The organism is Nocardioides sp. CPCC 206347 (assembly GCF_048654605.1).
Lineage (GTDB): Bacteria > Actinomycetota > Actinomycetes > Propionibacteriales > Nocardioidaceae > Nocardioides.
On the sequence record NZ_JBMCYZ010000001.1, the window covers coordinates 473,530 to 496,824 of the forward strand.

Genomic DNA, 23,295 nt, shown 5'->3' on the forward strand with positions numbered 1-23,295 from the left:
CGACGAACCACCCGATGTGACAGGCAAGAGAAAAGAAATCAGCGAGTGAAGATGATCTTCCCGAAGACGTCGCCCGATGCCATGGCCGCGAACCCGTCGCGGGCCTCGGTCATCGGCAGCACCCGGTCGATCACGGGCCGCAGGCCCGTGGCGTCGAGCATCGTGACGAGGGAAGCGAGCTCGTCGCGCGTGCCCATCGTCGAACCGATGACGCTCAGCTGCAGGAAGAAGATCCGGGTCAGCTCGGCGTCGTCGAGGTTCGGACCCGAGGTGGTGCCGGAGATGACGATCTTGCCGCCCGGGCGGAGTGCGCGGATCGAGTGCGACCACGTCGCGCGTCCGACGGTCTCCATCACGGCATCGACCTTCACCGGCAACCGGGCGCCCGACTCGTAGACCTCGTGCGCGCCGAGCTCGAGCGCCTTCGCGCGCTTGGCCTCGTCACGGCTGGTCGCCAGCACCTTCAGCCCACCGGCGCGCGCAAGGGCGATGAGCGCGGTGGCCACTCCGCCACCGGCACCCTGGACCAGCACCGTGTCACCGGCCTTCAGGCCGCCCTGCGTGAAGAGCATCCGGTAGGCGGTCAGCCAGGCCGTCGGTAGGCACGCCGCTTCCTCGAAGGACATCGAGGCCGGCTTCGGGACGATGTTGCCCCTCGGCACGATCACCTTGTCGGCGAAGGTGCCCTGGTGCCGCTCGGAGAGCAGCGACCGGCGCGGGTCGAACGTCTCGTCACCGCGCCACAGGGGGTCGGAGACCACCGCGTGGACGACGACCTCGTTGCCGTCCTCGTCGTACCCCGCTGCGTCGCAGCCCAGGATCATCGGCAGCGCCTCGGCCTTGAGGCCGACGCCGCGCAGCGACCAGAGGTCGTGGTGGTTCAGCGAGGCCGCCTTGACCGTGACGGTGGCCCAGCCCTCGGGCGCGACCGGGTCGGGACGTTCCCCGACCACCAGTCCGGTCAGCGGTTCGTCGGCGGAAGCGGCAAAGGAATCGGCGTAGACAGCGAACACGAGAGACGAGCCTATCGGCAGGTCAGGCTCGTGCGACGCCGTCCCGGCGTGCGGCCTGCGCCACGGCCGCGGCAACGGCCGGTCCGACCCGCGGGTCGAACGGCGAGGGGATCACGAACTCCTCGGTGAGGTCGTCACCGACGAGGGCAGCCAGCGCGTCGGCAGCGGCGACCTTCATGCCCTCGGTGATGGCGCTCGCGTGCACGTCGAAGGCGCCGCGGAAGATCCCCGGGAAGGCCAGCACGTTGTTGATCTGGTTCGGGAAGTCCGAGCGTCCGGTGGCCACGATCCGCGCGTGCCGGTGGGCGACGTCGGGGTGGACCTCGGGGTTCGGGTTCGCCATCGCGAAGATGATCGCGTCGTCGGCCATGGTCGCGACGACCTCTTCGGGCACGGTTCCGCCGGACACGCCGACGTAGACGTCGGCGCCGTTGAACGCGTCGGCGAGGGTGCCACGGCGACCACACAGGTCGGCGGTCAGCTCGGCCAGCGCCTTCTTCGACGGGGTGAGGTCGTTGCGGTCCGAGCTCACGACGCCCTTGCGGTCGGTCACCGCGATGTCGCGGATGCCCGCAGCGAGCAGGATCTTCGCGATCGCCACGCCGGCGGCACCGGCGCCGGAGATGACGACGCGGGTCGTCTCGGCCGAGCGCCCGGTCAGCTTGAGCGCGTTGGTCAGCGCCGCCAGGGTCACCACGGCGGTGCCGTGCTGGTCGTCGTGGAAGACCGGGATGTCCAGCGCCTCCTTGAGGCGGTCCTCGATCTCGAAGCAGCGCGGCGCGGAGATGTCCTCGAGGTTGATCCCCCCGAAGCTCGGCGCCAGGCGCACGACGGTCTCGATGATCTCCTCGACGTCGGTCGTCGCGAGGCAGATCGGAATGCCGTCGACGCCACCGAACTGCTTGAAGAGGATCGCCTTGCCCTCCATCACCGGCATGGCCGCGGCCGGGCCGATGTCACCGAGGCCGAGGACGGCGGTGCCGTCGGTCACGATCGCCACGGTGTTGGGGACCCACGTGTAGTGACGGGTCAGGCTCGGATCGGCAGCGATCGCCTCACAGACCTCGGCGACACCGGGGGTGTAGGCGAGGGAGAGCTGGTCCTTGGTACTGACGTCGGCCGTGGGGACGGTCGCCATCTTCCCGCCGACGTGCAGATCAAAGACCGGTTCGCCCGCGTGCGGGTGGGAAGGAGGAACGTCAGCGGCCACGACCGGCAATCCTCGCACACGCACGGCCGTTACCTCGCGACTGTCCGGATGAGACAGGTCACAGCAGGTGCGGTCGCGGCCAGACCCGAAGCCGCGCCACCCCCAGGACGTCGTCGGGCGCGATCGCGCCGCGGTGCCGCGAGTCGGTGCTGGCATCGGGGTTGTCCCCCACCAGCCACCAGCGGGGCCCGCGCCGTTCGCTGGCCCGCTTGATCACCAGGGTGTCGTCGGGGAACCGGGCCACCACGACCTGGCCGGGGCGCACCCGGGCGCCGTACGACACCAGCAGGCGGTCGCCCGCGGACAGGGTCGGTTCCATCGATTCGCCGCGTACGACGGCGATGCCGATCCGGCCGCCGAACCTGTGGCGGCGTCCCGACGTACGACCTGCCGTTGCCCTGCCTGCCATGCCGAGTAGTGTCGCAGGCGCAGCTTCGTTCCCCATCGAACTCAGGAGAGGACCCACATGTTCTCGCGTCTCATTCCCAGCCTGATCGCCCCGTCGATCGAGGTTTCCGCGCACTGCGACCTGCCGTGCGGCGTCTACGACCCCGCCCAGGCCCGTATCGAGGCCGAGTCGATCAAGGCCGTGATCGCCAAGGCACTCGACAGCGACGACCCGGACTTCCGCACCCGCGCGGTCCTCATCAAGGAGCAGCGCTCCGAGCTGGTCAAGCACCACCTGTGGGTGCTGTGGACCGACTACTTCAAGCCGCCGCACTTCGAGGCGTACCCGCAGTTGCACACGCTGATCAACGAGGCGACCAAGCTCGCCGGTGCCGGTGGCACCAAGGGCACCCTCGACGCCGGCGTGGCCGACCAGCTGCTCGCCAAGATCGACGAGATCGCCGAGATCTTCTGGGCGACCAAGAAGGCCTGACGAACCGGGACCAACGTCCCGATTCTGGAACCGCACGTCCTTCGGGGCGTGCGGTTCCTGTCATTTGGTCCGGCAGTGCCGATGGGCACCTCACGTACTCGGGCAACCCCTAGGCCCGGGACCACCGGAGGGAGACACCCGCGATGCATCGCGCCCTGTTCAAGATCCTCGTCGTCCTCGGCCTCGGCCTCGGCCTGACGTTCACGTCCACGCCCGTTGCGGGCGCGAGTACTCCGACCGCTGACCGTACGACGGTCGTCGCCGCCCAGACGGCACCGGACTGCGCCGCCCAGGAGGCCGCCCTGGCCAAGGCTCGCGCCAACTACGGCAGCCGGGTCAGCACCGCCAAGAAGGTGCGCAACATCCTGGCCAAGGCCCAGCGTGCCGAGAAGCGCGCCAAGACCCGCAAGGCCAAGAAGGCCCGCCACGCCAAGGTGGTCAAGGTCAGCAAGCAGTTCAAGGCCGAGATGGTGAAGGTCCGTGCCGGCCTGGCCGTCGTCCGGATCCACCAGAACCGGGTCACCTCCTGCAAGAACGTGGTGCCGACCGGGCCGACCGCCAGCCCGATCCAGACCCTCTGCGACGCCGGCGTCCCCCAGGAGATCTGCGACATCCTGGGCCAGCTCGTCCCCGGTGGCTCGACGGCGAGCCCGCTCTACCTGCTCTGCCAGAGCGCACCCCAGGCGAAGCCGCTGTGCGACCTGATCTCGGCCGGTACCGCACCCAACCCCGCCGACCTGCTCAATGTCGTCAACACCGTGCTGGGTGCCCTCGGCCTCGGTGACCTGCTGGACGACCTGCTCGACGGCCTCGGCCTCGGCACCGTGCTGGACCTGGACGACCTGCTGGACCTGCTCGACCTGCTGGGTGGCCTGCTGCCCTGACCGTGCCTCCAGCCCGATGACGGCCGCGCTCCCCCGGGGAGCGCGGCCGTTGTCGTAGGCTCGTGCCGTTCAGGTCCCCAGCCAACCCCTCGAGGAACGGTATGCCCGAGACGAGCACCCCCGTGTCCGGTGACACCGCCACCGCAGGTGACCCCACGGAGGTCGAGCTCCGTCTCCCTGCCGATGGCGCCTACGCAACGGTGCTGCGCACCCTGACCGCCGGCCTGGCGGCCCGCCTGGACTTCACCATGGACGACATCGAGGACCTCCGCATCGCGGTGTCCGAAGCGGCGGCGATGGTGCTCGACGAGGCCGACGACGGCGCCGTCCTGGACTGCCGGTTCCGGCTGACCCCGGGCGAGCTGATGCTGACGATCAGCACCGACTCCCAGTCGCCGACGCCGCCGGACTACGAGAGCTTCGGGTGGCAGGTCCTGGCGACGCTGGCGGCCGAGGCCGCGATCGACACCGCGCCCGGCTCCTACGCGGTGCGCCTCACGGTGCGGTCGTCGCTCGAGTCATGACTGCCGACCTCTCTCGGGGGAGCGCTGGCAGCGGACGGTCGGCTGCAACCGAACGGACCCGACGCATCAGCGCCCTGCTGTTCCTGTGGCTGCGCGACCCGGACGCCTTCGAGGACATCCGTGACGACGTCCTCGACGAGTTCCGCGCGGACGACGTCTGCCAGGCCCTGCTGCGCAAGGACCCGCGCGAAGCCCTCCTCGAGCTGCACATGCCGCTGGTGGAGCACTGTGCGCGGCGCTTCCGCAACCGCGGCGAGCCCTACGAGGACCTGGTCCAGGTCGGCACCATCGGCCTGATCAAGTCCGTCGACCGCTTCGACACCGACCGCGGCGTGGAGTTCTCCACCTACGCCACGCCCACGATCATCGGCGAGATCAAGCGGTACTTCCGGGACAAGGGCTGGGCGATCCGGGTCCCGCGACGACTGCAGGAACTGCGGATGCAGATCAGCGCGACGACCGCCGAGCTCACGCAGAGCCTGGGCCGCTCCCCCACGGCCCGGGAGCTGTCGGAGGTCCTCGGCTGCTCGGTCGAGGAGATCGTCGAGGGCCTGGAGTCGAGCAACGCCTACTCCACGCTGTCCCTCGACGCCACCGACGACGACTCCGACCGCGGCGGCGGGCAGAGCATGCTCGACGCGATGGGCATCGACGACGAGGCCCTCGAGCACGTCGAGATCCGCGAGTCGGTCAAGCCGCTCCTGGAGAACCTCCCGCCGCGCGAGAAGAAGATCCTGCTGCTCCGCTTCTTCAAGAACATGACGCAGTCCCAGATCGCCGAGGAGATCGGCGTCTCGCAGATGCACGTCTCGCGGCTGCTCGGTCGCACCCTCGAGCAGCTGCGGGAGTCGCTGGAGTCCGAGGCCTGACCAGACCTGCCTGGCCCAGGTCAGGTACGCGGCGCGGTCGGATCGTGCTCGAGTGCCTCGAGGGTGTCGGGGTGCAGCAGGCCGGCCAGCACGATGCCCGCGCACAGCACCAGGCCGATCGTCACCGGCAGGTGCTCGCGCAGGTTCCAGGCGAGCCCCAGCGCGATCAGCTGGGTGAGCAGGACCGGTCCGCGGGCCCAGGTGCTCCGCCTGAAGAGTCCCCAGGCCGCGCCGAGCAGGACGACGGCGTACACGAGCAGGAAGCCGGCGGTGGACAGCCCCAGCGCCATCCGCCCGGACGTCACGCTGGCGAACTCCAGGACCGCCAGACAGAGCAGCACGATGCCCTCGACTCCGACCAGCGACGCCGCTACGGTCAGTGGCGGCGGGTTCTGGGCGGGCTCCACGGGGCTCTCGGTCACAAGTTTCAGCCTAGTTGCACGCTCAGGAGCACCCTTTGTGACCCATCCGACCACCCGAATTGCTTGATATGTGAAGGATTCCTTGGAAGCCTTACGGAAGCGATCGTGAAACCGTTCACTTTTGCGGTCTCACGTATGCCCGCAGCCGGGCCACCAGCACGTAGGAAAGAAGGCATCTCCACCCATGGATTGGCGACACGTCTCCGCATGCCTCGATGAGGATCCGGAGCTGTTCTTCCCGATCGGCAACACCGGCCCGGCCATCCTCCAGATCGAGGAGGCCAAGGCCGTGTGCCGGCGCTGCGACGTGCGCGAGCAATGCCTCGCGTGGGCGCTCGAGGCGGGACAGGACCACGGTGTCTGGGGTGGCCTCAGCGAGGACGAGCGTCGCGCGCTGAAGCGCCGCAACGCCCGGGCCCGCGTCCGCACCCCCGTCTGACCCACTGGGCGCTGCCGGGCTCACTCGACCGGGAGGCTGATGCCTGCCCGGGTGCCACCGTCGACGCTGTGTCCCAGCGTCAGGTGACCTCCGAGCTCGGACTCGACCAGCGTGCGCACGATGGACAGCCCCAGGCTGGTCGCGGCGTCCAGGTCGAACCCGTCGGGCAGTCCGCTGCCGTCGTCCTCGACGGTGACGTCGAGAATCGCTCCGTGCCGTTCGGCGCGAAGCACGATCTCGCCTTCGTCGCCGTCCGCGTAGCCGTGCTCGGCGGCGTTCTGCATCAGCTCCATGACGACCATCGCCAGCGGCGTGGCGATCTCGGACGCGAGGACGCCGAAGCTGCCCTCGCGGCGGACCTGGACCTTCGCAGCGGTCGACCCCACGTCGATCACCAGGCGCGCCAGGCGGTCGGCGATGTCGTCGAAGGCGACGGTCTCCTCGACGGCCTGGCTCAGGGTCTCGTGGACGATCGCGATCGACCCGACCCGTCGTACGGCCTCCTCGAGGGCTGCGGCAGCCTCGGGTGACTCGATCCGGCGCGCCTGCAGGCGCAACAGGGCCGCGACGGTCTGCAGGTTGTTCTTCACCCGGTGGTGGATCTCCCGGATGGTGGCGTCCTTGGTGATCAGCTCGCGGTCGCGACGGCGCAGGTCGGTGACGTCGCGCAGCAGGATCATGCCGCCGATGTGGTCGCCCTTGGGGCGCAGCGGGATCGACCGGACGATCAGCGACACACCGTCACCGGGACCGCCCGCCGAGCCGAGCTCGGTGTCGCGATGCGCCCGCCCGCCGAGGACGGCACTCAGGGTCTCCTCGTCGGGCCGCTTCTTCGGCGGCACCAGGTCACGGGTCAGGTCGGTGAGCAGCTGCCCCGTGAGGTCGCCGATCAGGCCCAGCTTGCGGAACACGGACAGCCCGTTCGGACTGGCGTAGATGACCCGGCCCTCGGCGTCGACGCGCAGGAAGCCGTCGCCGACCCGGGGCGAGTCGGCGTGGTCGCTGCGCTGGCCCGCGCTCGGGAACAGTCCCGCGGCGATCATGCTCGCGAGGTCGGAGGCAGTCTGGAGGTAGTTGATCTCGAGCAGGCTCGGGGTGCGCACGCCCAGCAGGTTCGTGTTGCGGCTGATCACCGCGATCACCCGGCCCTCCCGGCGCACGGGGATCGCCTCGACCCGCACCGGCACCTCGTCCCGCCACTCGGGGTCGCCCTCGCGGGCGATCCGGCCGAGCTCGTAGGCGGCGTCGACGAGAGTACGGCGCCCGGCGGCCAGGAAGGTGCCGACGATGTCGTCGACGTACGCCGTGGGACCGGTCGTGGGACGCATCTGGTCCCCCGCCCAGAAGCCCTTTCCCTGCCGGTCGGGCAGCCACATGACGAGGTCGGCGAAGGACAGGTCGGCGATCACCTGCCAGTCGGCCTGGATCAGTTGCAGCCAGGCGACATCGGCGGCGTCGAGGTCCGTGTGACGCCGTGCAATCGCAGACAGGGAGGGCACGCGAGCAAACGTAACGGACCCGCCATCAACTCCTTCACCCCCTTTGGCACAATGACCCCGGGGGATTCGGTTCGGGCTGGTCCGTGGAGGGTTTTTCTTTGATGGCGTCGGTGGACTGGTCTCGTCTCCAGCGGGGCCTTCGCAACGGCGAACGCACGCCGCCCGCGGAGCATCGCCTTGCCGACCTCACAGCCGAGCTCACCCGCATGCTCGGCGATCCGGACCCCCAGATCCGCGACGGCCTCGCCTATCCGTTCCTCGCCACCTGGACCGAGCACGGCGTGTACGACGACCTGCTGGCCGGCCTCGGCGACGGCATGTGTGCTGGCCTGGAGGTCGGCCTGGGCGAGCGCGACACCGACTCGATCTTCCGGCGCAGCTTCTCCGCGCTCGTCCTCGGCGAGTGCATCGACCGCGACACCCGCGTCCGCCGCCAGCCGCCCACCCGCATCCTCCAGTGGGGCGACCGCCTCGCCGCGTGGTACGTCCGCGAGCAGGACCTGCGCGGCTTCGTACCCGGCAAGGGCTGGGCGCACGCCGCGGCCAACGGAGCCGACGCGCTCGGGGCGCTGGCCCGGTCGCCGTACTTCGGCTCGACCGAGCTCACCGTGCTCCTCGACATCATCGCCGACCGGGTGCTCTCCCCCGGCACCCCGCTGCTGGTCCACGGCGAGCCCGACCGGATCGCACACGCAGTCCTCGAGATCCTGCGCCGTGACCGCGTCCCGCTGGCCGTCGTCGAGCCCTGGGTGCGCCGGATCGAGGCCGGCGCGACCGACCGGGGCTCCCGCAGCCGTGACCCCTACGTCGCCAGCGGCAACGCGCAGGCGGTGCTGCGGGCGCTGTACCTCCAGCTCACGATCTCGCCGCGCCACCCCGCGATCCGTCCGGACCTGCTGCTGACGCTGGTCGACTCACTGCGCCGGGTCCACCCCGCCTTCCTGGCCTGAGGCGGGCCTTTTCGCGCTCGCGCTGGCTAGGGTGCGGAGGTGACCTCCACTCCCCCGGAATCCGCCCCCGCCGAGCTCACCGGACACGCGGGCGAGCTCGCCGTCGCCGTTGCCCAGGCGCACGGCGTCCAGACCATGTTCACGCTGTCCGGCGCGCACGTCTTCCCGATGTACGACGGCGCCGTGAAGTCCCAGGCCGAGGGAGCCGTGGGCCCGCCCGTGTCGATCCTCGACGTGCGCCACGAGCAGACCGCCGCCTTCGCCGCGGAGGCGACCGGCAAGCTCACCCGGGTGCCCGGGCTCGCCGTGCTCACCGCCGGTCCCGGCGTCACCAACGGCGTCAGCGCCATGGCCCAGGCGAACTTCGCCGGCTCCCCGATGGTCGTCGTGGGGGGCCGAGCCCCCAACAACCGCTGGGGCACCGGCGCCCTGCAGGAGATCGACCACCTGCCGATCGTCACGCCGGTGACGAAGCACGCCGCGACCCTGATGACCGCAAACGACGTCGCCACCGGCTTCGACACCGCGTTCGCGCTGGCGCGGTCGTCGCACCGTGGTCCGACCTACGTCGACGTGCCGATGGACGAGTTCTTCAACGTCGGGTCCGGTTCGGTCCCGACGGTCGTCGACTACCGCGGGCAGGAGCCCGACAGCGACGCCATCGGGCGGATCGCTGCGCTGATCGCTCGCGCCGAGCGCCCCGTGCTGGTGCTCGGCACCGACGTGTGGGCCGACTTCGCCGAGGAGGCCGCGCTGCGCCTGGTCGAGGAGATGGGCCTGCCCGCCATCACCAACGGGATGGGGCGCGGCGTGGTCCCCGGCGGCCACCGGCTGCTCGTGACGAAGGCCCGCGGCGCGGCGCTCGGCGGCGCCGACCTGGTCGTGGTGGTCGGGACGCCGCTGGACTTCCGGCTCGGGTACGGCGTCTTCGGTGGCAAGGACGGCGCGGAACCCGCGGCCGTCGTACACATTGCCGACTCGGCGGACCAGCTGTCGCGCCACGCACCGCTGGCCGACTCGGTGGCCGGCGACCTCACCTCGGTCCTCGACGGGCTGCTGACCGCCCTCGCGGGCTCGTCGCGGGCGGACGTGTCGGGGTGGGTCTCCTCGCTCCAGGCCACCGCAGCCGCCGCAGCAGCCAGGGATGCCGAGCTCCTCGGCGCGGAGGCCGACCCCATCCACCCCGCACGGATCTACGGCGAACTGGTCCCGCGGCTGGCCGACGACGCCGTGGTGATCGGCGACGGCGGCGACTTCGTGTCGTTCGCCGGCAAGTTCGTCGAGCCGAAGCGGCCCGGTTGCTGGCTCGACCCCGGTCCCTACGGCTGCCTCGGTGCCGGTCTCGGCGCGGCGATCGGCGCCCGCGTCGCCCGGCCCTCCGCCCAGGTGGTGCTGCTCCTCGGTGATGGGGCCGCCGGCTTCTCGCTGATGGACGTCGACACCCTGGTCCGGCACAACCTGCCCGTCGTGATGGTGATGGGCAACAACTCCGCGTGGGGCCTGGAGAAGGGCCCCATGCAGATGCTCTACGGGTACGACGTCGCGGCCGACCTCGCGCCACGGACGGCGTACGACCAGGTGGTCTCCGCGCTCGGCGGTGCGGGCGAGACGATCACCGACCCGCGCCAGATCGGGCCGGCGATGGATCGGGCGTTCGCCGCGAATGCGCCGTACCTCATCAACGTGATCACCGACGTCAACGCGGCCTACCCGCGCACCACGTTCGGGATCTGAGGTGAACGAGGCACGTCGGACGTTCGTCGTGACGGACGCCGACACGGCGGCGGCGGTCGGCTCCGGCAGCCTGCCCGTGCTCGGCACGCCACGCCTGCTCGCATGGTGTGAGGCAGTGACCTGCCACGCCATCGAGGACCTCCTCGGCGACGGCGAGACCAGCGTCGGCACCCGCATCGAGCTCGAGCACCTCGCCGCGACGCCCGTCGGCGGATCGGTCGAGGTGACCGCACGGATCGTCCACAGTGACGGCCGGTTGCGGCGCTTCGCGGTCGCCGCCCGCAACCTGGGCGCAGACGGTCGCCCGGGCAAGCTGGCGGGCTCCGGCGAGGTGACCCGGGTGGTCGTCGACGCCGAACGCTTCCTGTCGCGCGTCACCGGCTGACCGATCGGTCCGGCTGACCGGCAGCTGCCGGTCAGCCGGAGCCGTCAGAGGATTCCGGCGCGGCCCTCGCTGGGCTTCCAGCGGGCGTCGCCGGCGTACGTGCCGGTGATGCCCAGGCCGACGATGATCTGCGTCGACTGGAGCAGGGTCGGGTCACAGCTCGCCACACCGAACGCGTTGGTCACGCCCGTGCAGATCAGGATCGTGTTGCCCAGCAGGCCCTTCGTCGTGAACTTCACCGTCTGCCCCGACAGCGCCTGGGGCGGGAAGCCGCCGACGAGGACGGCGGACAGCTTGCCGAAGGCGACTCCACCGTTGAGCACGATCAGCGGCGCGACGGCCAGGCTGGTCGTGCCCTTGCCGACCTGGATGGTCAGCTCCTTCGTGGCGACACCGTTCGGGCTGTCGCTGTCGGTGACCTTCACGGTGAACGTGGCAGATCCGGTCGACCCGGTGGGCGTGCCCGTGATCCGGCCGTCGGCACTCAGGCTGAGGCCGGCAGGGAGCGAGCCCCCGCTGAGCTCGAAGGTGTACGGCGCCAGGCCGCCCTGGGTCATCAGCACCACGTCGTAGGCCGCACCCACGGCGGCGTCCGGCAGGGTCGTGGTGACGATCGCGACGTGGTCGACGACCTCCAGCGAGACCTCGCTCGTGGCTGCCTGGCCGATGCCGTTGACCGCCGTGACGGTGAAGGAGTAGGTCCCCACCGCGTCGAGGGCGGGCGTGCCGGACAACGTCGCCGTGCCGTCGCCGTTGTCCTCGAAGGTCACCCCGTCGGGCAGGTCGCCAGCGGCGCTCAGGGTCGGCTCGGGGAACCCGCCGCCGGCGTACGCGAACGTGGCGTGGCTGCCTGCGACCATCCGCACCTCGGCCGGTCCGGCGATGGAGGCGGCCTCCTCGACGGTGACCTCGACGCTGTCGGTGGCGTCGTCGCCCACCCCGTTGGTGGCGGAGAGGGTGACGTCGTAGACGCCGCCGGTGCCGTTGGCCGGCGTACCCGTCACGGCGTCGCCGTCGACCTCGAGGCCGTCAGGAAGGCCGGACGCGGTGACGACCGGGACCGGGAAGCCGTCGACGTCGAAGCTGCTCGAGCCGGCGGTGCCGACACGGAAGGTCGCCGTGGCAGGCGCGTCGAGCTCGGGGGCCTCGTTGACGGTCAGCGCGAACGGCCAGGTGGCGTCGGGGCCGACACCGTTCGAGCCGTCGATGGTGATGTCGTAGGTGCCACCGGAGCTGTCGACCGGAGTACCCGCGAGCGTGCCCGTGCCGTCAGCAGTGCCCTCACCGTCGGTGAAGGTGACACCGCCGGGAAGGTCGCTGTCCGTGGACAGTGTCGCCGTGGGGTGGCCACCGACCTGCTCGAAGACATCGGGACCACCGGGCTCGCCGACCGTGTACGTCGACGACGTCGGGCCGGTCAGCGTGGGCGCCTGGGCGATCTCGAGCTCGGTGACCTTGTCGATCGAGCCCGCCTCGTTGGTCGCGGTGACCGTGACCGGGAAGACGCCACCTGGTCCGGTCGGCGTACCGCTGATCGTGCCGGTGCCGTCACCGTTGTCGGTGAACGTCAGGCCGGCCGGCAGGGCGCTGGCGGAGAGGCTCGGCACCGGCGAGCCGGTGGTCGTGTACGACGCCGCCGGGTTGGCCGGGCTGCCGACCGCGAGGTCGACGTGGTCGGGCCCGTCGACCTCGCCGACGACCTGGGCACGCTCGACGGCGCCGATGTCGCACCTGGCACCCGACGGACGGACGGCTCCGCGCTGGTCCACCGCGTCACCCGTGCACGACGTGATCTTGTCGAGGAGCACGCTGGAGCGCGACGGCAGCTGGGTCGATGTCGGACCGCCGTTGTCGGCGAGCGCGCCGAGCTGCGGGTCGACGCCGGGGGTCGGACCGCAACCCGCGTTGCCCGGGCCGGCGTGGTTGGCGCCGTTGTCGGTGATCGTCGAGCCGGCGCACGCCGAAGGCGTGTTCCCGGCGAACACGGTGCCGCGGACGCCGGTGGGGCCGCTCGTGGCGAGCGCCCCGGCGCCGCCGGACCCCGTGGCGACGTTGTCGGTGATCGTGCTGTTCGTGATCGTCAACGGCTGTGCGACCTGTTCGATCGCCCCGAACACCGACGAGCTGACGTTGCCGGAGATCGTGCTCCGGTCGATCGTGGTGGTGCTGGTGGCGCCGTTGGTCGAGTAGGCGACCAGCGCCGATCCGCCGTAGCCACGGTTGTGGGACAGGGTGCTGGCCTCGAGGTCCAGCGTGCTGACCGCGCTGGCGGTGTTGGAGCCGTTGTAGATCGCCCCGCCGATCCCGCTGACGCCGCCGACGTAGATCGCTTCGTTGCCGTCGAAGGTGGCATTGCGGACCGTCGTCCTGCCCGAGGTGAGCAGGCCGCCACCACCGGAACCGGTGGCCGTGTTGTCGTTGACCTGGGTGCCGTCGATGGTCGCGGTCGAGTCGTCGACGACCCAGAGGCCGCCGCCCCCGACGCCCGTGTTGGCGTCGATCCGGCCATCGGTGACCGTGATCGTGGCCTTGGCCGCGTTCGCCAGGCCACCACCCGCCACGGCCGCGGTGTTGCCCTCGACCACGGTGTCGATCAGGGTTCCCTGCGGCCGGTCCGCGGCGACGGTCGAGCCGTTGAAGACTCCGCCACCCGCGAACGACGCGTCGTTGCTGGTGATCTCCGAGTCGCGCACCGTCAGGGTCCCGGCGTTGTAGAGGCCACCGCCCAGCTGCGAGGTGTTGTCGGCGACGACGCTGCCGTTGCGGACGGTGGTGGTGACGTTGGCGGTCGCGTAGACGGCACCGCCGCCGGACGGCGCGGTGTTGCCCTCCAGGTCGACGCTGTCGAGGACGAGCGTGGACGGCACGGTCGGCGTGCCCGAGGTGAAGATGCCGCCGCCGAAGTTGGCCGTGGCCTGGTTGCCGGTCAGCGAACCACCGTTGAGCGTGACCGGGAACGTCGTGTAGATGGCACCCGCAGCGGCGGCGACGTTGTTGGTGAAGTCCAGGTTCGACGCCGTGATGGGCTTGGCGTTCACGAGCGCGCCGCCGATCACCGCCTTGTTGGCGATGAAGTCCGAGTTGTCGAGCTGGAGCGCGGTGCCGTTGTTGTAGATCACGCCGCCCCATCCGCTCAACGAGCCGGTGCCGCTGGCCTCGTTGTTGCGGAAGGTGGTGTTGGTCGCGGTCACCGAGCCCAGGCTGACGATCGCGCCGGCCAGGCCGCTGAGCCCGAAGGCGCCGCCCACGGCCTTGTTGTTCTCGACGGTCGTGCCGTCCAGCTTGAGCGTCCCGCCGGGCGCGACGTACACGGCGCCACCCCAACCCTGGTTGGCCGCGGCTGCCGTTGCCGTGTTCCCGGTGATGTTGCCCCGGGTCATCTCCAGGGTCGTGCCGGCGGACAGGCCGACGGCCCCGCCCGAGATCGACTTGCTGTTGGTGATCGAGACGTCCGTGGCCCGGACGGTTCCCGACACGATCGGAAGGGCACCACCGACGGCGGCCTGGTGATTGCCGCCGTTCAGCGTGAGGTTGGTGAGCTCCAGCACTCCCCCTGCGGGCAGCTGGACCTTCATCGCCCACCCGACGGTGACGCTTCCGGTGCCGTTGATGACCACGCCCGGTCCGGTGCCGACGATCTTCGCGGGCTTCGTGACCGTCGGTCGGTCCGCGTAGTTCCCCGGCGCCACGTTGATGGTGTCGTTCGCGACGAACGCCGCCTTCAGCAGGACGCCGGTGATGCTCGCGCAGGGCGTGGCGGCCGAGGTGCAGTTCGCGGTGTTGACGCCCGTCGGCGCCACGTACCAGGGACCTGCGGCGGACGCCGGGGGTGCGCTGGCGACGACACCGGCGAGCGACGCCACCAGGGCGAGGCCGGCGACGGCGAAGCGGCTGCGGCCGCGCTGGGGCAGTGAACGGTGCTGGGGAACCATGGGAGCCTCGCGAACTCGGACCCGAGAAGGTGGGAGGGAGCAGCCGGACCGTAACACTGCCGGAGCCGGTGCCACAGGCGAATGAGAACAAGTTCCCGACCCGGATTGCGGTCCTGGAGCAGGGACCTGAGACACTGGGTCGATCTCGACTCCAGGAGGAACCATGGGCAAGACCGGACGCAAGCGCCGCTCCCGCCGCAAGAAGGGCGCGAACCACGGCAAGCGCCCCAACTGCTGAAGCGTCAGCAGGCAATCCAGGACCCCCGGACCACGACGTGGTCGCGGGGGTCTGGTGTTTCTACTCCGGGCGCGGGAACTGCGCGCGCATCGCCAGGTCCCAGCCACGGTCCCCCAGCACCTTGCGGGCGGCCATCGCGGCGGGAGCGGAGATGGTCACGGTGTAGCGCGGCTTCGGGTGGGCCCGGGTCAGCGCCTTCTCGATCACCTTCGCCACCGCCTCGGGCGGGCCACCGAACCTGGCCATCGGACCGTTGTAGACATCGCTGGTGGAGGACTGGACCAGCTCGTTGAACCTCGCGTACGGGCCCTCGCCGGTCGGCATCCCGGCGGCGACCGCCGCCTCGAAGTTGGTGGTGATCAGGCCGGGTTCGATGAGGACGACCTTGATGCCGAAGCCGCCGACCTCGAAGCGCAGCGCGTCGGAGAGGGCTTCGACGGCGTACTTGCTCGCGTGGTAGGCGCCCCCGCCGGGGAAGGTGAGCTTGCCGCCCATCGAGCCGATGTTCACGACCCGGCCCGAACCCTGTTCGCGCATGGCGGGCAGGACCAGCTGGGTGAGCCGGATCAGGCCGAAGACGTTGGTCTCGAACTGGCGTCGTACGTCGTCGACGTCGAGCGACTCGAGGGCGCCGGACTGGGAGTAACCGGCGTTGTTGACCAGGGCATCGATCCTGCCGGCACCGTCCAGGACCGTGTCGACGGCGGTCACCATGGACGCCTCGTCGGTCACGTCGAGGGCCAGCGTGTGGCAACCGGCCGCCTCGAGCTCGCCCAGCACCTCAGGTCGGCGGGCCGTGGCCCACACGTCCCAGCCGTGGGCAGCGAGGCGCGCTGCGGTCGCAGCACCGATACCGGAGGAGCAGCCGGTGATGAGGACGGTCTTCATGTCCGGATCATGCCGCAGAACAGGTCACCCCGGGAGGGGCCTCACTGCAGCTTGACCTGGATCTCCTGGATCTGGATCCGGACCCGGGCACGCAGCTCCTCGGGAGCCGTCTCGCCACAGGACCGCGCAACCAGCGTCTTGACCGTGCGCTGCAGGTCGTAGCGCTCCAGACAGGGGCTGCAGGAGTCGATGTGCGCGCGCACGATCGTGCAGTCACCGGGCTCGAGCTCGTTGTCGATCAGCCGGACGATCCGCTCCAGGAAGTCGGCACACTCGGCGTTGGTCGGGTCGTCCCCGTGGGCGTGCTCGTGGCTGTGTGCGTCGTTCATCGCTGACCTCCCTCGACCGGAGCGTCGCCGCCGGTGCGGACGTAGTCGGAGAGCATGTCGCGGAGCTGGCGACGGCCGCGGTGGAGGCGGGACATCACCGTCCCGATCGGCGTTTCCATGATCTCGGCGATCTCCTTGTAGGCGAATCCCTCGACGTCGGCGAGGTAGACCGCGAGCCGGAACTCCTCCGGCAGGCGCTGCAGTGCGTCCTTCACCTGGCTGTCGGGGAGGTGCTCCAGCGCCTCCATCTCAGCCGACTTGAGGCCGGTGGACGTGTGCGACTCGGCGCGGGCGAGCTGCCAGTCCTCGACGTCACCGGTGTCGCCGGCGAACGCCTGCTGCGGCTGGCGCTGCTTCTTCCGGTAGGTGTTGATGAACGTGTTGGTCAGGATCCGGTAGAGCCACGCCTTGAGGTTCGTGCCCGGCCGGAACTGGTGGAACGCGGAGAACGCCTTCGCGAACGTCTCCTGGACCAGGTCCTCGGCGTCGGAGGGATTGCGGGTCATCCGCATCGCGGCGCCGTACAACTGGTCGAGGAACGGCAGCGCGTCACGCTCGAAGCGGGCGGCGCGGTCCTCGGGGGTCTCGGTCGCGACGTCGACGACCTCGTCCTCGAGGCCGGCAGGCAGATCAGAAGTCTCAGTCATCGCACCCCAGCCTAGAGGTTGCCCGACGGCCGTGCCCTCGGCCGGGCGTTCCAGAGTCGCGATCATGTGAGCGGAACGCCTCAGACCGGGGTGGCATTCCCCACGATCTCGCGGACGATCCATTCGAGGGTGGACTCGACCACGATCGCCATGGCGTCCTCCTCGGAGACCGGGCCGCTCTTCGGCACCTTGAGCCCGTGGTCGGCGCCCGGGACGACGGCCAGGTCGGCATTGGCGGGCAGCGGGTCGGGGAACTCCTCGGGTCGTCCCATCGGGTCGCGCTCCCCCTGCACGATCAACATCGGGACCCGGGCCCCGGTGAGCTCGCTGAGCCTGCTCTTCTCGGGCTTGCCCGGCGGGTGCAGCGGGAACGACAGCGCCAGCACGCCGCTGGCACCGAGTCCCCGCGCCGTACGCGCAGCCGAGCGGGCGCCGGCCGAGCGGCCACCGACCACCAGGGGCGTGCGGACCCGCAGGGCATTGGCTGCCGCGCGCAGCCCGACGTCGAGGGTCGGCGGCGGGGTCGCCACCTTCCTGCCCGCGCGCCGCCACGGCTGCTCGAAGCGGACGACGTTGATGCCCTGCCCGGGGAGCTGGGTCGCCAGCGCGACCAGGTCGCGGGCCTCGATCCCGCCGCCCGCGCCATGGCTGAGCAGGAGGGTCACCATGGGACGGCGGGCACGGTGCATCACGATCCGGCCTTCGCCGTACTCGGTCGGGATGAGTCGTTCCTCGGTCACAGCAGCGTCTCCTGGCCGTCGGCGGGATCGGTGAGCCGCAGCGGCGCCACGAGCTCGGGGCCGTTGTTGCGGACGTTGCCGACGGCCGTCGAGACGGGGTACGCCGTCAGGCCGGCCTGCTGCGCCGGGGTGAGCAGGCTCGACAGGTCCGCGACCGTGCGCCGCGGATCGAGCCACTCGGCGCGGCTCGCCCGGTCGACCAGCAGCGGCATCCGGTCGTGGATCCGGCCCAGCTCGTCGGTCGCCTCGGTGGTCAGGACGGTGCAGGTCCAGCGGAACCGGTCCTCGGCGTCCTCGGGCTTCGTCGGGTCGCGCCAGATCTCGTAGAGGCCCGCCATGGCCAGGACCCCGCCGTCATCGGGACGGATGAAGAAGGGCTGCTTCTGCGGCTTCCCCTTCGCGTCGGGCTGATCGAGGACGTACCACTCGTAGTAGCCGTCGGCCGGCAGGATGCAGCGCCTCGACGCGAACGCCTTGCGGAAGGCGGGCTTCTCGGCCACCGTCTCCATCCGCGCATTGATCATCCGGCTGCCGATCTTCTCGTCCTTCGCCCACGACGGCACCAGGCCCCAGCGCAGCGCGCGAAGCTGACGGACCGGATCGCCCTGCCGGTCGGGGTCGTCGTCGGTGCGCGGCGTCCGCTCCATGACGGCGTAGACCTCGTCGGTCGGCGCGACGTTCCACGACGGTGGCACGACCGCACGCTCGAGGCGCGGGTCGAGCACCTCGAACTCCTCGACCAGGTCCTCCGGACTGCGGCTGGAGGCGTAGCGCCCGCACATGCGGGTCAATCTATCCGGCTGCCATCCGTCTGGACCGGAGGCGGCCGGGTACTGCCTGGTCATGGCTCTCAGCAGATTGATCGCCCGCCCGCTCCTGTCGTCGTACTTCCTCGCCAACGGAGCACAAGACCTCAAGGACGCGCCCACGCGCGCCAAGGACGTCGCCCCTCTCGCGGACATGTTGGCGCCTGCCCTCGACAACGCGACGCCGGACTCCGTGCACGTGCCGACCGATCCGACGACGTGGGTGCGGATCAGTGGCGCCGTCCAGCTGGCCGCGGGACTCGCGCTCGCCACGGGAAGGATGCCGCGCCTCTCCGCGGCCGTGCTCGGCGCGACGCTGGTGCCGTCGACCGCCGCCCACCTGCGGTTCTGGGAGACGGCCGATCCTGCGGACCGCAAGGCGCAGATCGTCCAGTTCACCCGGAACGCGTCGCTGGCCGGTGGCCTGCTGATCGCTGCCTTCGACACGGCGGGCAAGCCCGGCCTGGCGTGGCGCGCGCAGCACGCTGCCCACGATGCGCGCCGCGAAGCCGCGCTGGTGACGTCGAAGGTGAAGGCCAGGGTTCACTAGACTGCGAGGGACATGAGTTCCTCAGCCCCGATCGACCCCTGGCCCGCTCCTACTGTCACCGGGCCGCTCCACGCCGCGGTCGCGCTGCCCGGGAGCAAGTCGCTCACCAACCGCGCCCTCATCCTGGCTGCGCTGGCCGACGGCCCCTCCGTCGTACGACGGGCGCTGCGCTCGCGCGACACCCTGCTGATGGCGCAGGCGCTGACCTCCGTGGGCGCCTCGGTCGACACCTCGGGTGAGGACTGGGTGGTGACGCCGCTCGACGGATCGGTGCCGGGCGACCACGCCGCTGTGGACTGCGGTCTCGCCGGGACCGTCATGCGCTTCGTGCCCCCGGTGGCCGGACTGGTGCGGGGTGAGGTCGCGTTCGACGGCGACGCCCACATGCGCAACCGGCCCGTGGGAGAAGTGCTCTCCGCGCTCTCCGCGCTCGGCATCTCCATCGACTCGTCCGTGGGCACGCCCGGTGCATTGCCGTTCACGATCGCGGGCACCGGCACGGTCCCCGGCGGCACGGTCGTCATCGACGCGTCGGCGTCCTCGCAGTTCGTCTCCGCGCTGCTGCTGGCGGGCGCGCGGTTCGATGCGGGCGTCGACGTACGCCACGACGGGAAGCCGATCCCCTCGCTCCCCCACATCGAGATGACGATCGCGATGCTCCGCGACCGCGGTGTCGCCGTGGACGACAGCGACGCGAACCGCTGGGCAGTCGCCCCCGGTCCGATCGCAGCGCACGACGAGGCGATCGAGCCCGACCTGTCGAACGCTGCGCCCTTCCTTGCGCTGGCCGCCGTGTCCGGTGGCGCTGTGACGGTGCGGGACTGGCCGCGATCGACCACGCAGGCAGGCGACGCACTGCGTGACCTGCTCGCCCGGATGGGCTGCCACGTCGGGCTCGGCGACGACGGGCTGACCGTGACGGGGCCCGCGGACGGCCACCACGGCCTGCTCGGCCTCGAGGCGGACCTGCACGACGTCGGCGAGCTCGCCCCGGCCATCGCCGCGCTCTGCGCACTGGCGTCGACGCCGTCGCACCTGACCGGCATCGCCCACATCCGCGGCCACGAGACGGACCGGCTCGCGGCCCTGGCCGCTGAGCTCGGCGCCCTGGGCGCGGCCGTCGTCGAGCACCCCGACGGGTTGTCCATCAAGCCCGCTCCCCTGTCGGGCGGCGTGTTCCACACGTACGCCGACCACCGGATGGCGCACGCCGGCGTGATCATCGGTGCGGCCGTGCCCGGCGTGCTCGTCGAGAACGTCTCCACGACCAGCAAGACCTTCCCCGACTTCGCGGCCTTCTGGTCCGGCCTCTTCTCACCCGGCCCGGTCTGATGGCGCGCTACACCGACCACGACGTCGAGCACTACGAACGTCCCCGGAAGCGCACCCGCCCCCGCACCAAGGACCGCCCCGCCCACGACGACGCCGTCGACGGAGTGGTCGTCACCGTCGACCGCGGCCGCTACACGCTGCTGATCGGCGACGCGGTCGTGACGGCGATGAAGGCCCGCCCGCTCGGCCGCAAGGGCGTCGTCACCGGTGACCGCGTGCGCGTGGTCGGTGACGTCTCCGGCGACGACGGCTCACTGGCCCGGATCGTGGAGGTCACTCCGCGCTCGACCGTCCTTCGTCGTACGGCGGACGACGACGACCCCGTCGAGCGCGTCCTGGTCTCCAATGCGACCCAGCTGGTGGTCGTCACCGCGCTCGCCGACCCCGAGCCGCGCACCGGCCTCATCGACCGCGCCCTCGTGGCGGCGTACGACGCCGGGCTGTCGCCGTTGCTCTGTCTCACCAAGTCCGACCTGGCCGACCCCGAGGTGCTGCTCTCGACGTACCGCTCGCTCGGCGTGCCCTGGGTGGTCACCCAGCGTGGACCGGACCGCAGCATCCTCGGCCTGGAGGCCGTCCAGGAACGCCTGGCCGGCGAGGTCAGCGTGCTGGTCGGCCACAGCGGCGTCGGCAAGTCGACCCTGGTCAACGCCCTGGTGCCGGACGCGAAGCGGAAGATCGGCCACGTCAACGCCGTCACCGGCCGCGGCCGCCACACGTCGACGTCGGCCGTCCTGCTGCCGCTCCCCGACGACTGGGCCGCGGGCGGCTGGATCATCGACACCCCCGGCATCCGGTCGTTCGGCCTGGCGCACGTGAAGCCCGAGACGCTGATCGAGGCGTTCCCCGACCTCGACGAGATGACCGAGGACTGCCCCCGTGGGTGCACCCACGGCGAGGACGAGCCCGAGTGCGGGCTGGACGTCGCGGTCACCGACGGTGCGGCCGACCCCGACCGGGTGACGTCGTTCCGGCGACTGCTCGCCGCCCGGTCCGTGACCGACTACTGACCGCGAGTTGGGGTTTGTCACCGCCGAGTTGTGACTTGTCGACCGCGTCGACGTACAGAAACCCCAAGTCGAGGGTGACAAGCCCCAACTCGCGCTAGCCGTCGATCTTCCACGTGGCCTGGGCGCCGGCGTCACCGGTGAGGAAGACCAGTACGCCGGTGGCGAGGGCGGCCAGGACCGTCAGTGCGGCCAGGGCGGTGCGGACGGCACCCGTGCGGGTGTGGAACCAGGCCGCCACGAAGGCGAGTACGGCGAACACGGTGACGCCGATGCGGAGCTTGCCGGCCCACTCCTCGTGGTCCTCGATCCGCTCGGCCAGGGGTCCGGTCACCTGGCCGAACCGCTCGTCGCGAAGGTCCTCGCCGGAGAAGAAGGCGACCCAGATGCTGACGAACGAGATGGCCGCCAGGACCACCAGTGGCCAGCGCAGGCGGTCCCGCCAGGACGGAACTGCGTAGGCCAGGGCCGCCAGCACCGCGAGCGGTGTGAACACGACGGCGGAATGGACGACGAGCGGGTGCAGGGGGACGCCGTTGATCTCCATGGTTGAAGAGTGCACCACCACACGGGAGCGGATCCAGACCCACGCCGTAGGGTGCCCCTGTGGCCGCCCCTGATTACACCGACGACCTGCGACTGGCGCACCTGCTCGCCGACGACGCGGACTCGCTCACCATGGCCCGGTTCCGCGCACTGGACCTGCACGTGATGAGCAAGCCCGACCTCACCCCCGTGACCGACGCCGACCAGGCCGTCGAGGAGTCCATCCGTCGTACCCTCTCCAAGGCACGCAGCCGGGACGCGATCACCGGCGAGGAGCAGGGCACCTCGGGCCATTCGCAGCGGCGCTGGATCATCGACCCGATCGACGGCACCAAGAACTTCGTCCGCGGCGTCCCCGTCTGGGCAACGCTGATCTCGCTCGTCGTCGACGACGAGGTCGTCCTGGGCGTCGTCTCGGCGCCGGCCCTCCAGCGCCGCTGGTGGGCCTCGACCGGCAACGGCGCCTGGACCGGCAAGGGCCTGATGAAGGCGACCGAGTGCCGCGTCTCCGACATCCGCCGCCTCGAGGACGCGTCGCTGTCGTACTCCTCGATCACCGGCTGGGAGGACCGCGGCATCGGCGACGACCTGCTCACGCTGATGCGCCGCGTGTGGCGCACGCGGGCGTACGGCGACTTCTGGTCCTACATGCTGCTCGCCGAGGGCGCCGTCGACATCGCCGCCGAGCCCGAGCTCGAGGTCTACGACATGGCCGCGCTCGACATCATCGTGCGCGAGGCCGGCGGCCGGTTCACGTCGCTGGACGGCGCCGACGGGCCGTGGGGCGGCAACGCCCTGGCCAGCAACGGACACCTCCACGAGGCGGCGCTGTCGTTCCTCGGGAGCGTGACCGACGAGGGCACCGACCCCGACTGGCCGCGCTCCGGGCCGGGCAGCGTGTCCGACCTCCGGGCACATCGGCACCGTCTCACTGACGAAGACCGTGACGAGCCCGACCGCTGACGAGTAGCGTGGGTCACATGCGCATCAGCGACGTGCTCCAGTCGAAGTCACTCCGTGACGTGGTCTCCATCCGCCCCGACGCGGGCGTACGCGAATTGCTCGCGACCCTCTCGGAGAACAACATCGGCGCCGTGGTGGTGAGTGCCGACGGCACCTCCCTCGACGGCATCGTGTCCGAGCGGGACGTCGTACGCACGCTGCACACCGACGGCACGGTCATCAATGCCGTGGTGTCCTCCATCATGACGCCGCAGGTGAAGACCTGCTCGCCCGAGGACGAGCTCGACGCCGTCATGAAGATCATGACCGAGGGCCGGTTCCGGCACATCCCGGTCACCTCCGACGGCCAGGTGGTCGGCATCGTCAGCATCGGCGACATGGTCAAGCACAAGATCGACCAGCTGCAGTTCGAGCGCGACCAGCTCGACAGCTACGTCCACCAGGGGTAGCAGCTCACTTCCAGCACCGGCTCAACTGGTTTCGAGGCTCGTCGCTGGCGCTCCTCGCA

The 23,295-nt window shown here is 70.8% G+C and carries 26 protein-coding genes; 14 read left to right on the forward strand and 12 right to left on the reverse strand.

Features of this window, described 5'->3' with window-relative positions:
• Positions 1-38 precede the first annotated feature (38 nt).
• The 3 genes from ACOACQ_RS02245 to sodX all read right to left on the reverse strand — a co-directional run bounded on the left by ACOACQ_RS02245 (position 39) and on the right by sodX (position 2,632).
• On the reverse strand, positions 39-1,013 hold the full coding sequence (locus ACOACQ_RS02245; RefSeq protein ID WP_378600529.1) for a zinc-binding dehydrogenase: 975 nt from the start codon (positions 1,011-1,013) through the stop codon (positions 39-41).
• Positions 1,014-1,035: 22 nt separating this feature from the next.
• Positions 1,036-2,151: an NAD(P)-dependent malic enzyme gene (locus ACOACQ_RS02250; protein ID WP_420287861.1), complete on the reverse strand. Its 1,116-nt coding sequence runs from the start codon at positions 2,149-2,151 to the stop codon at positions 1,036-1,038.
• 130 nt (positions 2,152-2,281) lie between these two features.
• A complete protein-coding gene (gene sodX, locus ACOACQ_RS02255) occupies positions 2,282-2,632 on the reverse strand; it encodes a nickel-type superoxide dismutase maturation protease (protein ID WP_420287507.1) in 351 nt (116 codons plus the stop codon).
• A 57-nt stretch (positions 2,633-2,689) separates the two neighbouring features.
• On the opposite strand from sodX, the gene sodN reads away from it, so the two are divergent.
• The 4 genes from sodN (at position 2,690) to ACOACQ_RS02275 (ending at position 5,380) form a co-directional block, all read left to right on the forward strand.
• The gene (gene sodN / locus ACOACQ_RS02260) at positions 2,690-3,103 is read left to right on the forward strand and encodes a superoxide dismutase, Ni (RefSeq protein ID WP_056706331.1); all 414 of its coding nucleotides are present in this window, start codon (positions 2,690-2,692) and stop codon (positions 3,101-3,103) included.
• Between the two features lie 143 nt (positions 3,104-3,246).
• Positions 3,247-3,987 (forward strand): hypothetical protein, encoded by a 741-nt coding sequence (locus tag ACOACQ_RS02265; protein ID WP_378600524.1) that lies wholly within the window; start codon positions 3,247-3,249, stop codon positions 3,985-3,987.
• A 101-nt stretch (positions 3,988-4,088) separates the two neighbouring features.
• Complete coding sequence (locus ACOACQ_RS02270; RefSeq protein ID WP_378600521.1) at positions 4,089-4,511, forward strand: anti-sigma factor; 423 nt, start codon at positions 4,089-4,091, stop codon at positions 4,509-4,511.
• Entirely contained in the window at positions 4,508-5,380 is an 873-nt protein-coding gene (locus ACOACQ_RS02275) for an RNA polymerase sigma factor SigF (protein ID WP_378600518.1), read from the forward strand. Before ACOACQ_RS02270 ends, ACOACQ_RS02275 begins: the two co-directional genes overlap by 4 nt.
• A gap of 20 nt (positions 5,381-5,400) precedes the next feature.
• On the opposite strand, the gene ACOACQ_RS02280 is transcribed toward ACOACQ_RS02275, so the two are convergent.
• Positions 5,401-5,802 carry a hypothetical protein gene (locus tag ACOACQ_RS02280; protein ID WP_378600515.1) on the reverse strand — a complete coding sequence of 134 codons (402 nt, stop codon included), beginning with the start codon at positions 5,800-5,802 and terminating at the stop codon, positions 5,401-5,403.
• A 184-nt stretch (positions 5,803-5,986) separates the two neighbouring features.
• Here ACOACQ_RS02280 and ACOACQ_RS02285 point away from each other — a divergent pair, with 184 nt between their 5' ends.
• The gene (locus ACOACQ_RS02285) at positions 5,987-6,241 is read left to right on the forward strand and encodes a WhiB family transcriptional regulator (RefSeq protein ID WP_056706341.1); all 255 of its coding nucleotides are present in this window, start codon (positions 5,987-5,989) and stop codon (positions 6,239-6,241) included.
• Between the two features lie 20 nt (positions 6,242-6,261).
• Here ACOACQ_RS02285 and ACOACQ_RS02290 read toward each other — a convergent pair whose 3' ends face one another.
• Positions 6,262-7,740: a histidine kinase N-terminal domain-containing protein gene (locus tag ACOACQ_RS02290; RefSeq protein ID WP_420287508.1), complete on the reverse strand. Its 1,479-nt coding sequence runs from the start codon at positions 7,738-7,740 to the stop codon at positions 6,262-6,264.
• Between the two features lie 110 nt (positions 7,741-7,850).
• On the opposite strand from ACOACQ_RS02290, the gene ACOACQ_RS02295 reads away from it, so the two are divergent.
• The 3 genes from ACOACQ_RS02295 to ACOACQ_RS02305 are packed head-to-tail and all read left to right on the forward strand — an operon-like array spanning position 7,851 to position 10,809.
• Entirely contained in the window at positions 7,851-8,690 is an 840-nt protein-coding gene (locus tag ACOACQ_RS02295; RefSeq protein ID WP_420287509.1) for a DUF2785 domain-containing protein, read from the forward strand.
• A gap of 39 nt (positions 8,691-8,729) precedes the next feature.
• Positions 8,730-10,424 carry an acetolactate synthase gene (locus tag ACOACQ_RS02300; RefSeq protein WP_420287510.1) on the forward strand — a complete coding sequence of 565 codons (1,695 nt, stop codon included), beginning with the start codon at positions 8,730-8,732 and terminating at the stop codon, positions 10,422-10,424.
• A 1-nt stretch (position 10,425) separates the two neighbouring features.
• On the forward strand, positions 10,426-10,809 hold the full coding sequence (locus tag ACOACQ_RS02305) for a thioesterase family protein (protein WP_420287511.1): 384 nt from the start codon (positions 10,426-10,428) through the stop codon (positions 10,807-10,809).
• 44 nt (positions 10,810-10,853) lie between these two features.
• On the opposite strand, the gene ACOACQ_RS02310 is transcribed toward ACOACQ_RS02305, so the two are convergent.
• On the reverse strand, positions 10,854-14,741 hold the full coding sequence (locus ACOACQ_RS02310) for a beta strand repeat-containing protein (RefSeq protein WP_420287512.1): 3,888 nt from the start codon (positions 14,739-14,741) through the stop codon (positions 10,854-10,856).
• A gap of 163 nt (positions 14,742-14,904) precedes the next feature.
• Between ACOACQ_RS02310 and ACOACQ_RS02315 the strand changes: the two genes are divergently transcribed.
• Positions 14,905-14,979 (forward strand): 50S ribosomal protein bL37, encoded by a 75-nt coding sequence (locus tag ACOACQ_RS02315; RefSeq protein WP_378600669.1) that lies wholly within the window; start codon positions 14,905-14,907, stop codon positions 14,977-14,979.
• A 60-nt stretch (positions 14,980-15,039) separates the two neighbouring features.
• Here the strand turns inward: ACOACQ_RS02315 and ACOACQ_RS02320 are convergent, their stop codons facing one another.
• The 5 genes from ACOACQ_RS02320 to ACOACQ_RS02340 form a co-directional block, all read right to left on the reverse strand.
• Positions 15,040-15,867 (reverse strand): SDR family NAD(P)-dependent oxidoreductase, encoded by an 828-nt coding sequence (locus ACOACQ_RS02320; protein WP_378600493.1) that lies wholly within the window; start codon positions 15,865-15,867, stop codon positions 15,040-15,042.
• A 41-nt stretch (positions 15,868-15,908) separates the two neighbouring features.
• The gene (rsrA, locus tag ACOACQ_RS02325; protein WP_378600490.1) at positions 15,909-16,196 is read right to left on the reverse strand and encodes a mycothiol system anti-sigma-R factor; all 288 of its coding nucleotides are present in this window, start codon (positions 16,194-16,196) and stop codon (positions 15,909-15,911) included.
• On the reverse strand, positions 16,193-16,843 hold the full coding sequence (locus ACOACQ_RS02330; RefSeq protein WP_378600488.1) for a sigma-70 family RNA polymerase sigma factor: 651 nt from the start codon (positions 16,841-16,843) through the stop codon (positions 16,193-16,195). The genes rsrA and ACOACQ_RS02330 overlap by 4 nt, the downstream gene beginning before the upstream one ends.
• Before the next feature lie 80 nt (positions 16,844-16,923).
• The gene (locus ACOACQ_RS02335) at positions 16,924-17,583 is read right to left on the reverse strand and encodes an alpha/beta family hydrolase (RefSeq protein WP_420287513.1); all 660 of its coding nucleotides are present in this window, start codon (positions 17,581-17,583) and stop codon (positions 16,924-16,926) included.
• Positions 17,580-18,428 carry an SOS response-associated peptidase gene (locus ACOACQ_RS02340; protein ID WP_420287514.1) on the reverse strand — a complete coding sequence of 283 codons (849 nt, stop codon included), beginning with the start codon at positions 18,426-18,428 and terminating at the stop codon, positions 17,580-17,582. The genes ACOACQ_RS02335 and ACOACQ_RS02340 overlap by 4 nt, the downstream gene beginning before the upstream one ends.
• Between ACOACQ_RS02340 and ACOACQ_RS02345 the strand changes: the two genes are divergently transcribed.
• The 3 genes from ACOACQ_RS02345 to rsgA are packed head-to-tail and all read left to right on the forward strand — an operon-like array spanning position 18,427 to position 21,281.
• Positions 18,427-18,939 (forward strand): DoxX family protein, encoded by a 513-nt coding sequence (locus tag ACOACQ_RS02345; RefSeq protein WP_378600480.1) that lies wholly within the window; start codon positions 18,427-18,429, stop codon positions 18,937-18,939. The two genes, ACOACQ_RS02340 and ACOACQ_RS02345, sit on opposite strands and share 2 nt — an antisense overlap.
• Positions 18,940-18,951: 12 nt before the next feature.
• Positions 18,952-20,271 carry a 3-phosphoshikimate 1-carboxyvinyltransferase gene (gene aroA / locus ACOACQ_RS02350; protein ID WP_420287515.1) on the forward strand — a complete coding sequence of 440 codons (1,320 nt, stop codon included), beginning with the start codon at positions 18,952-18,954 and terminating at the stop codon, positions 20,269-20,271.
• Positions 20,271-21,281 (forward strand): ribosome small subunit-dependent GTPase A, encoded by a 1,011-nt coding sequence (gene rsgA, locus ACOACQ_RS02355; RefSeq protein WP_378600475.1) that lies wholly within the window; start codon positions 20,271-20,273, stop codon positions 21,279-21,281. The genes aroA and rsgA overlap by 1 nt, the downstream gene beginning before the upstream one ends.
• A 94-nt stretch (positions 21,282-21,375) precedes the next feature.
• Here rsgA and ACOACQ_RS02360 read toward each other — a convergent pair whose 3' ends face one another.
• Positions 21,376-21,825, reverse strand: coding sequence for a DUF2231 domain-containing protein (locus ACOACQ_RS02360; RefSeq protein WP_420287516.1), 450 nt, complete (start codon positions 21,823-21,825; stop codon positions 21,376-21,378).
• A 59-nt stretch (positions 21,826-21,884) separates the two neighbouring features.
• Here ACOACQ_RS02360 and ACOACQ_RS02365 point away from each other — a divergent pair, with 59 nt between their 5' ends.
• Positions 21,885-22,787, forward strand: a complete 903-nt coding sequence (locus ACOACQ_RS02365) for an inositol monophosphatase family protein (protein ID WP_378600468.1) — start codon at positions 21,885-21,887, stop codon at positions 22,785-22,787.
• 17 nt (positions 22,788-22,804) lie between these two features.
• Positions 22,805-23,236 (forward strand): CBS domain-containing protein, encoded by a 432-nt coding sequence (locus ACOACQ_RS02370; protein WP_378600465.1) that lies wholly within the window; start codon positions 22,805-22,807, stop codon positions 23,234-23,236.
• Positions 23,237-23,295: the final 59 nt, after the last annotated feature.

What these genes read in the sequence shown, in the direction of transcription:
- aroA (WP_420287515.1), top strand. Translation starts at nt 18,952, where the DNA reads ATGAGTTCCTCAGCCCCGATCGACCCCTGGCCCGCTCCTACTGTCACC.
- ACOACQ_RS02265 (WP_378600524.1), top strand. Translation starts at nt 3,247, where the DNA reads ATGCATCGCGCCCTGTTCAAGATCCTCGTCGTCCTCGGCCTCGGCCTC.
- sodN (WP_056706331.1), top strand. Translation starts at nt 2,690, where the DNA reads ATGTTCTCGCGTCTCATTCCCAGCCTGATCGCCCCGTCGATCGAGGTT.
- ACOACQ_RS02330 (WP_378600488.1), bottom strand. Translation starts at nt 16,843, where the DNA reads ATGACTGAGACTTCTGATCTGCCTGCCGGCCTCGAGGACGAGGTCGTC.
- rsrA (WP_378600490.1), bottom strand. Translation starts at nt 16,196, where the DNA reads ATGAACGACGCACACAGCCACGAGCACGCCCACGGGGACGACCCGACC.
- ACOACQ_RS02320 (WP_378600493.1), bottom strand. Translation starts at nt 15,867, where the DNA reads ATGAAGACCGTCCTCATCACCGGCTGCTCCTCCGGTATCGGTGCTGCG.
- ACOACQ_RS02310 (WP_420287512.1), bottom strand. Translation starts at nt 14,741, where the DNA reads ATGGTTCCCCAGCACCGTTCACTGCCCCAGCGCGGCCGCAGCCGCTTC.
- ACOACQ_RS02345 (WP_378600480.1), top strand. Translation starts at nt 18,427, where the DNA reads ATGGCTCTCAGCAGATTGATCGCCCGCCCGCTCCTGTCGTCGTACTTC.
- ACOACQ_RS02285 (WP_056706341.1), top strand. Translation starts at nt 5,987, where the DNA reads ATGGATTGGCGACACGTCTCCGCATGCCTCGATGAGGATCCGGAGCTG.
- ACOACQ_RS02270 (WP_378600521.1), top strand. Translation starts at nt 4,089, where the DNA reads ATGCCCGAGACGAGCACCCCCGTGTCCGGTGACACCGCCACCGCAGGT.
- ACOACQ_RS02275 (WP_378600518.1), top strand. Translation starts at nt 4,508, where the DNA reads ATGACTGCCGACCTCTCTCGGGGGAGCGCTGGCAGCGGACGGTCGGCT.
- ACOACQ_RS02340 (WP_420287514.1), bottom strand. Translation starts at nt 18,428, where the DNA reads ATGACCAGGCAGTACCCGGCCGCCTCCGGTCCAGACGGATGGCAGCCG.
- rsgA (WP_378600475.1), top strand. Translation starts at nt 20,271, where the DNA reads ATGGCGCGCTACACCGACCACGACGTCGAGCACTACGAACGTCCCCGG.
- sodX (WP_420287507.1), bottom strand. Translation starts at nt 2,632, where the DNA reads ATGGCAGGCAGGGCAACGGCAGGTCGTACGTCGGGACGCCGCCACAGG.
- ACOACQ_RS02360 (WP_420287516.1), bottom strand. Translation starts at nt 21,825, where the DNA reads ATGGAGATCAACGGCGTCCCCCTGCACCCGCTCGTCGTCCATTCCGCC.
- ACOACQ_RS02250 (WP_420287861.1), bottom strand. Translation starts at nt 2,151, where the DNA reads ATGGCGACCGTCCCCACGGCCGACGTCAGTACCAAGGACCAGCTCTCC.
- ACOACQ_RS02370 (WP_378600465.1), top strand. Translation starts at nt 22,805, where the DNA reads ATGCGCATCAGCGACGTGCTCCAGTCGAAGTCACTCCGTGACGTGGTC.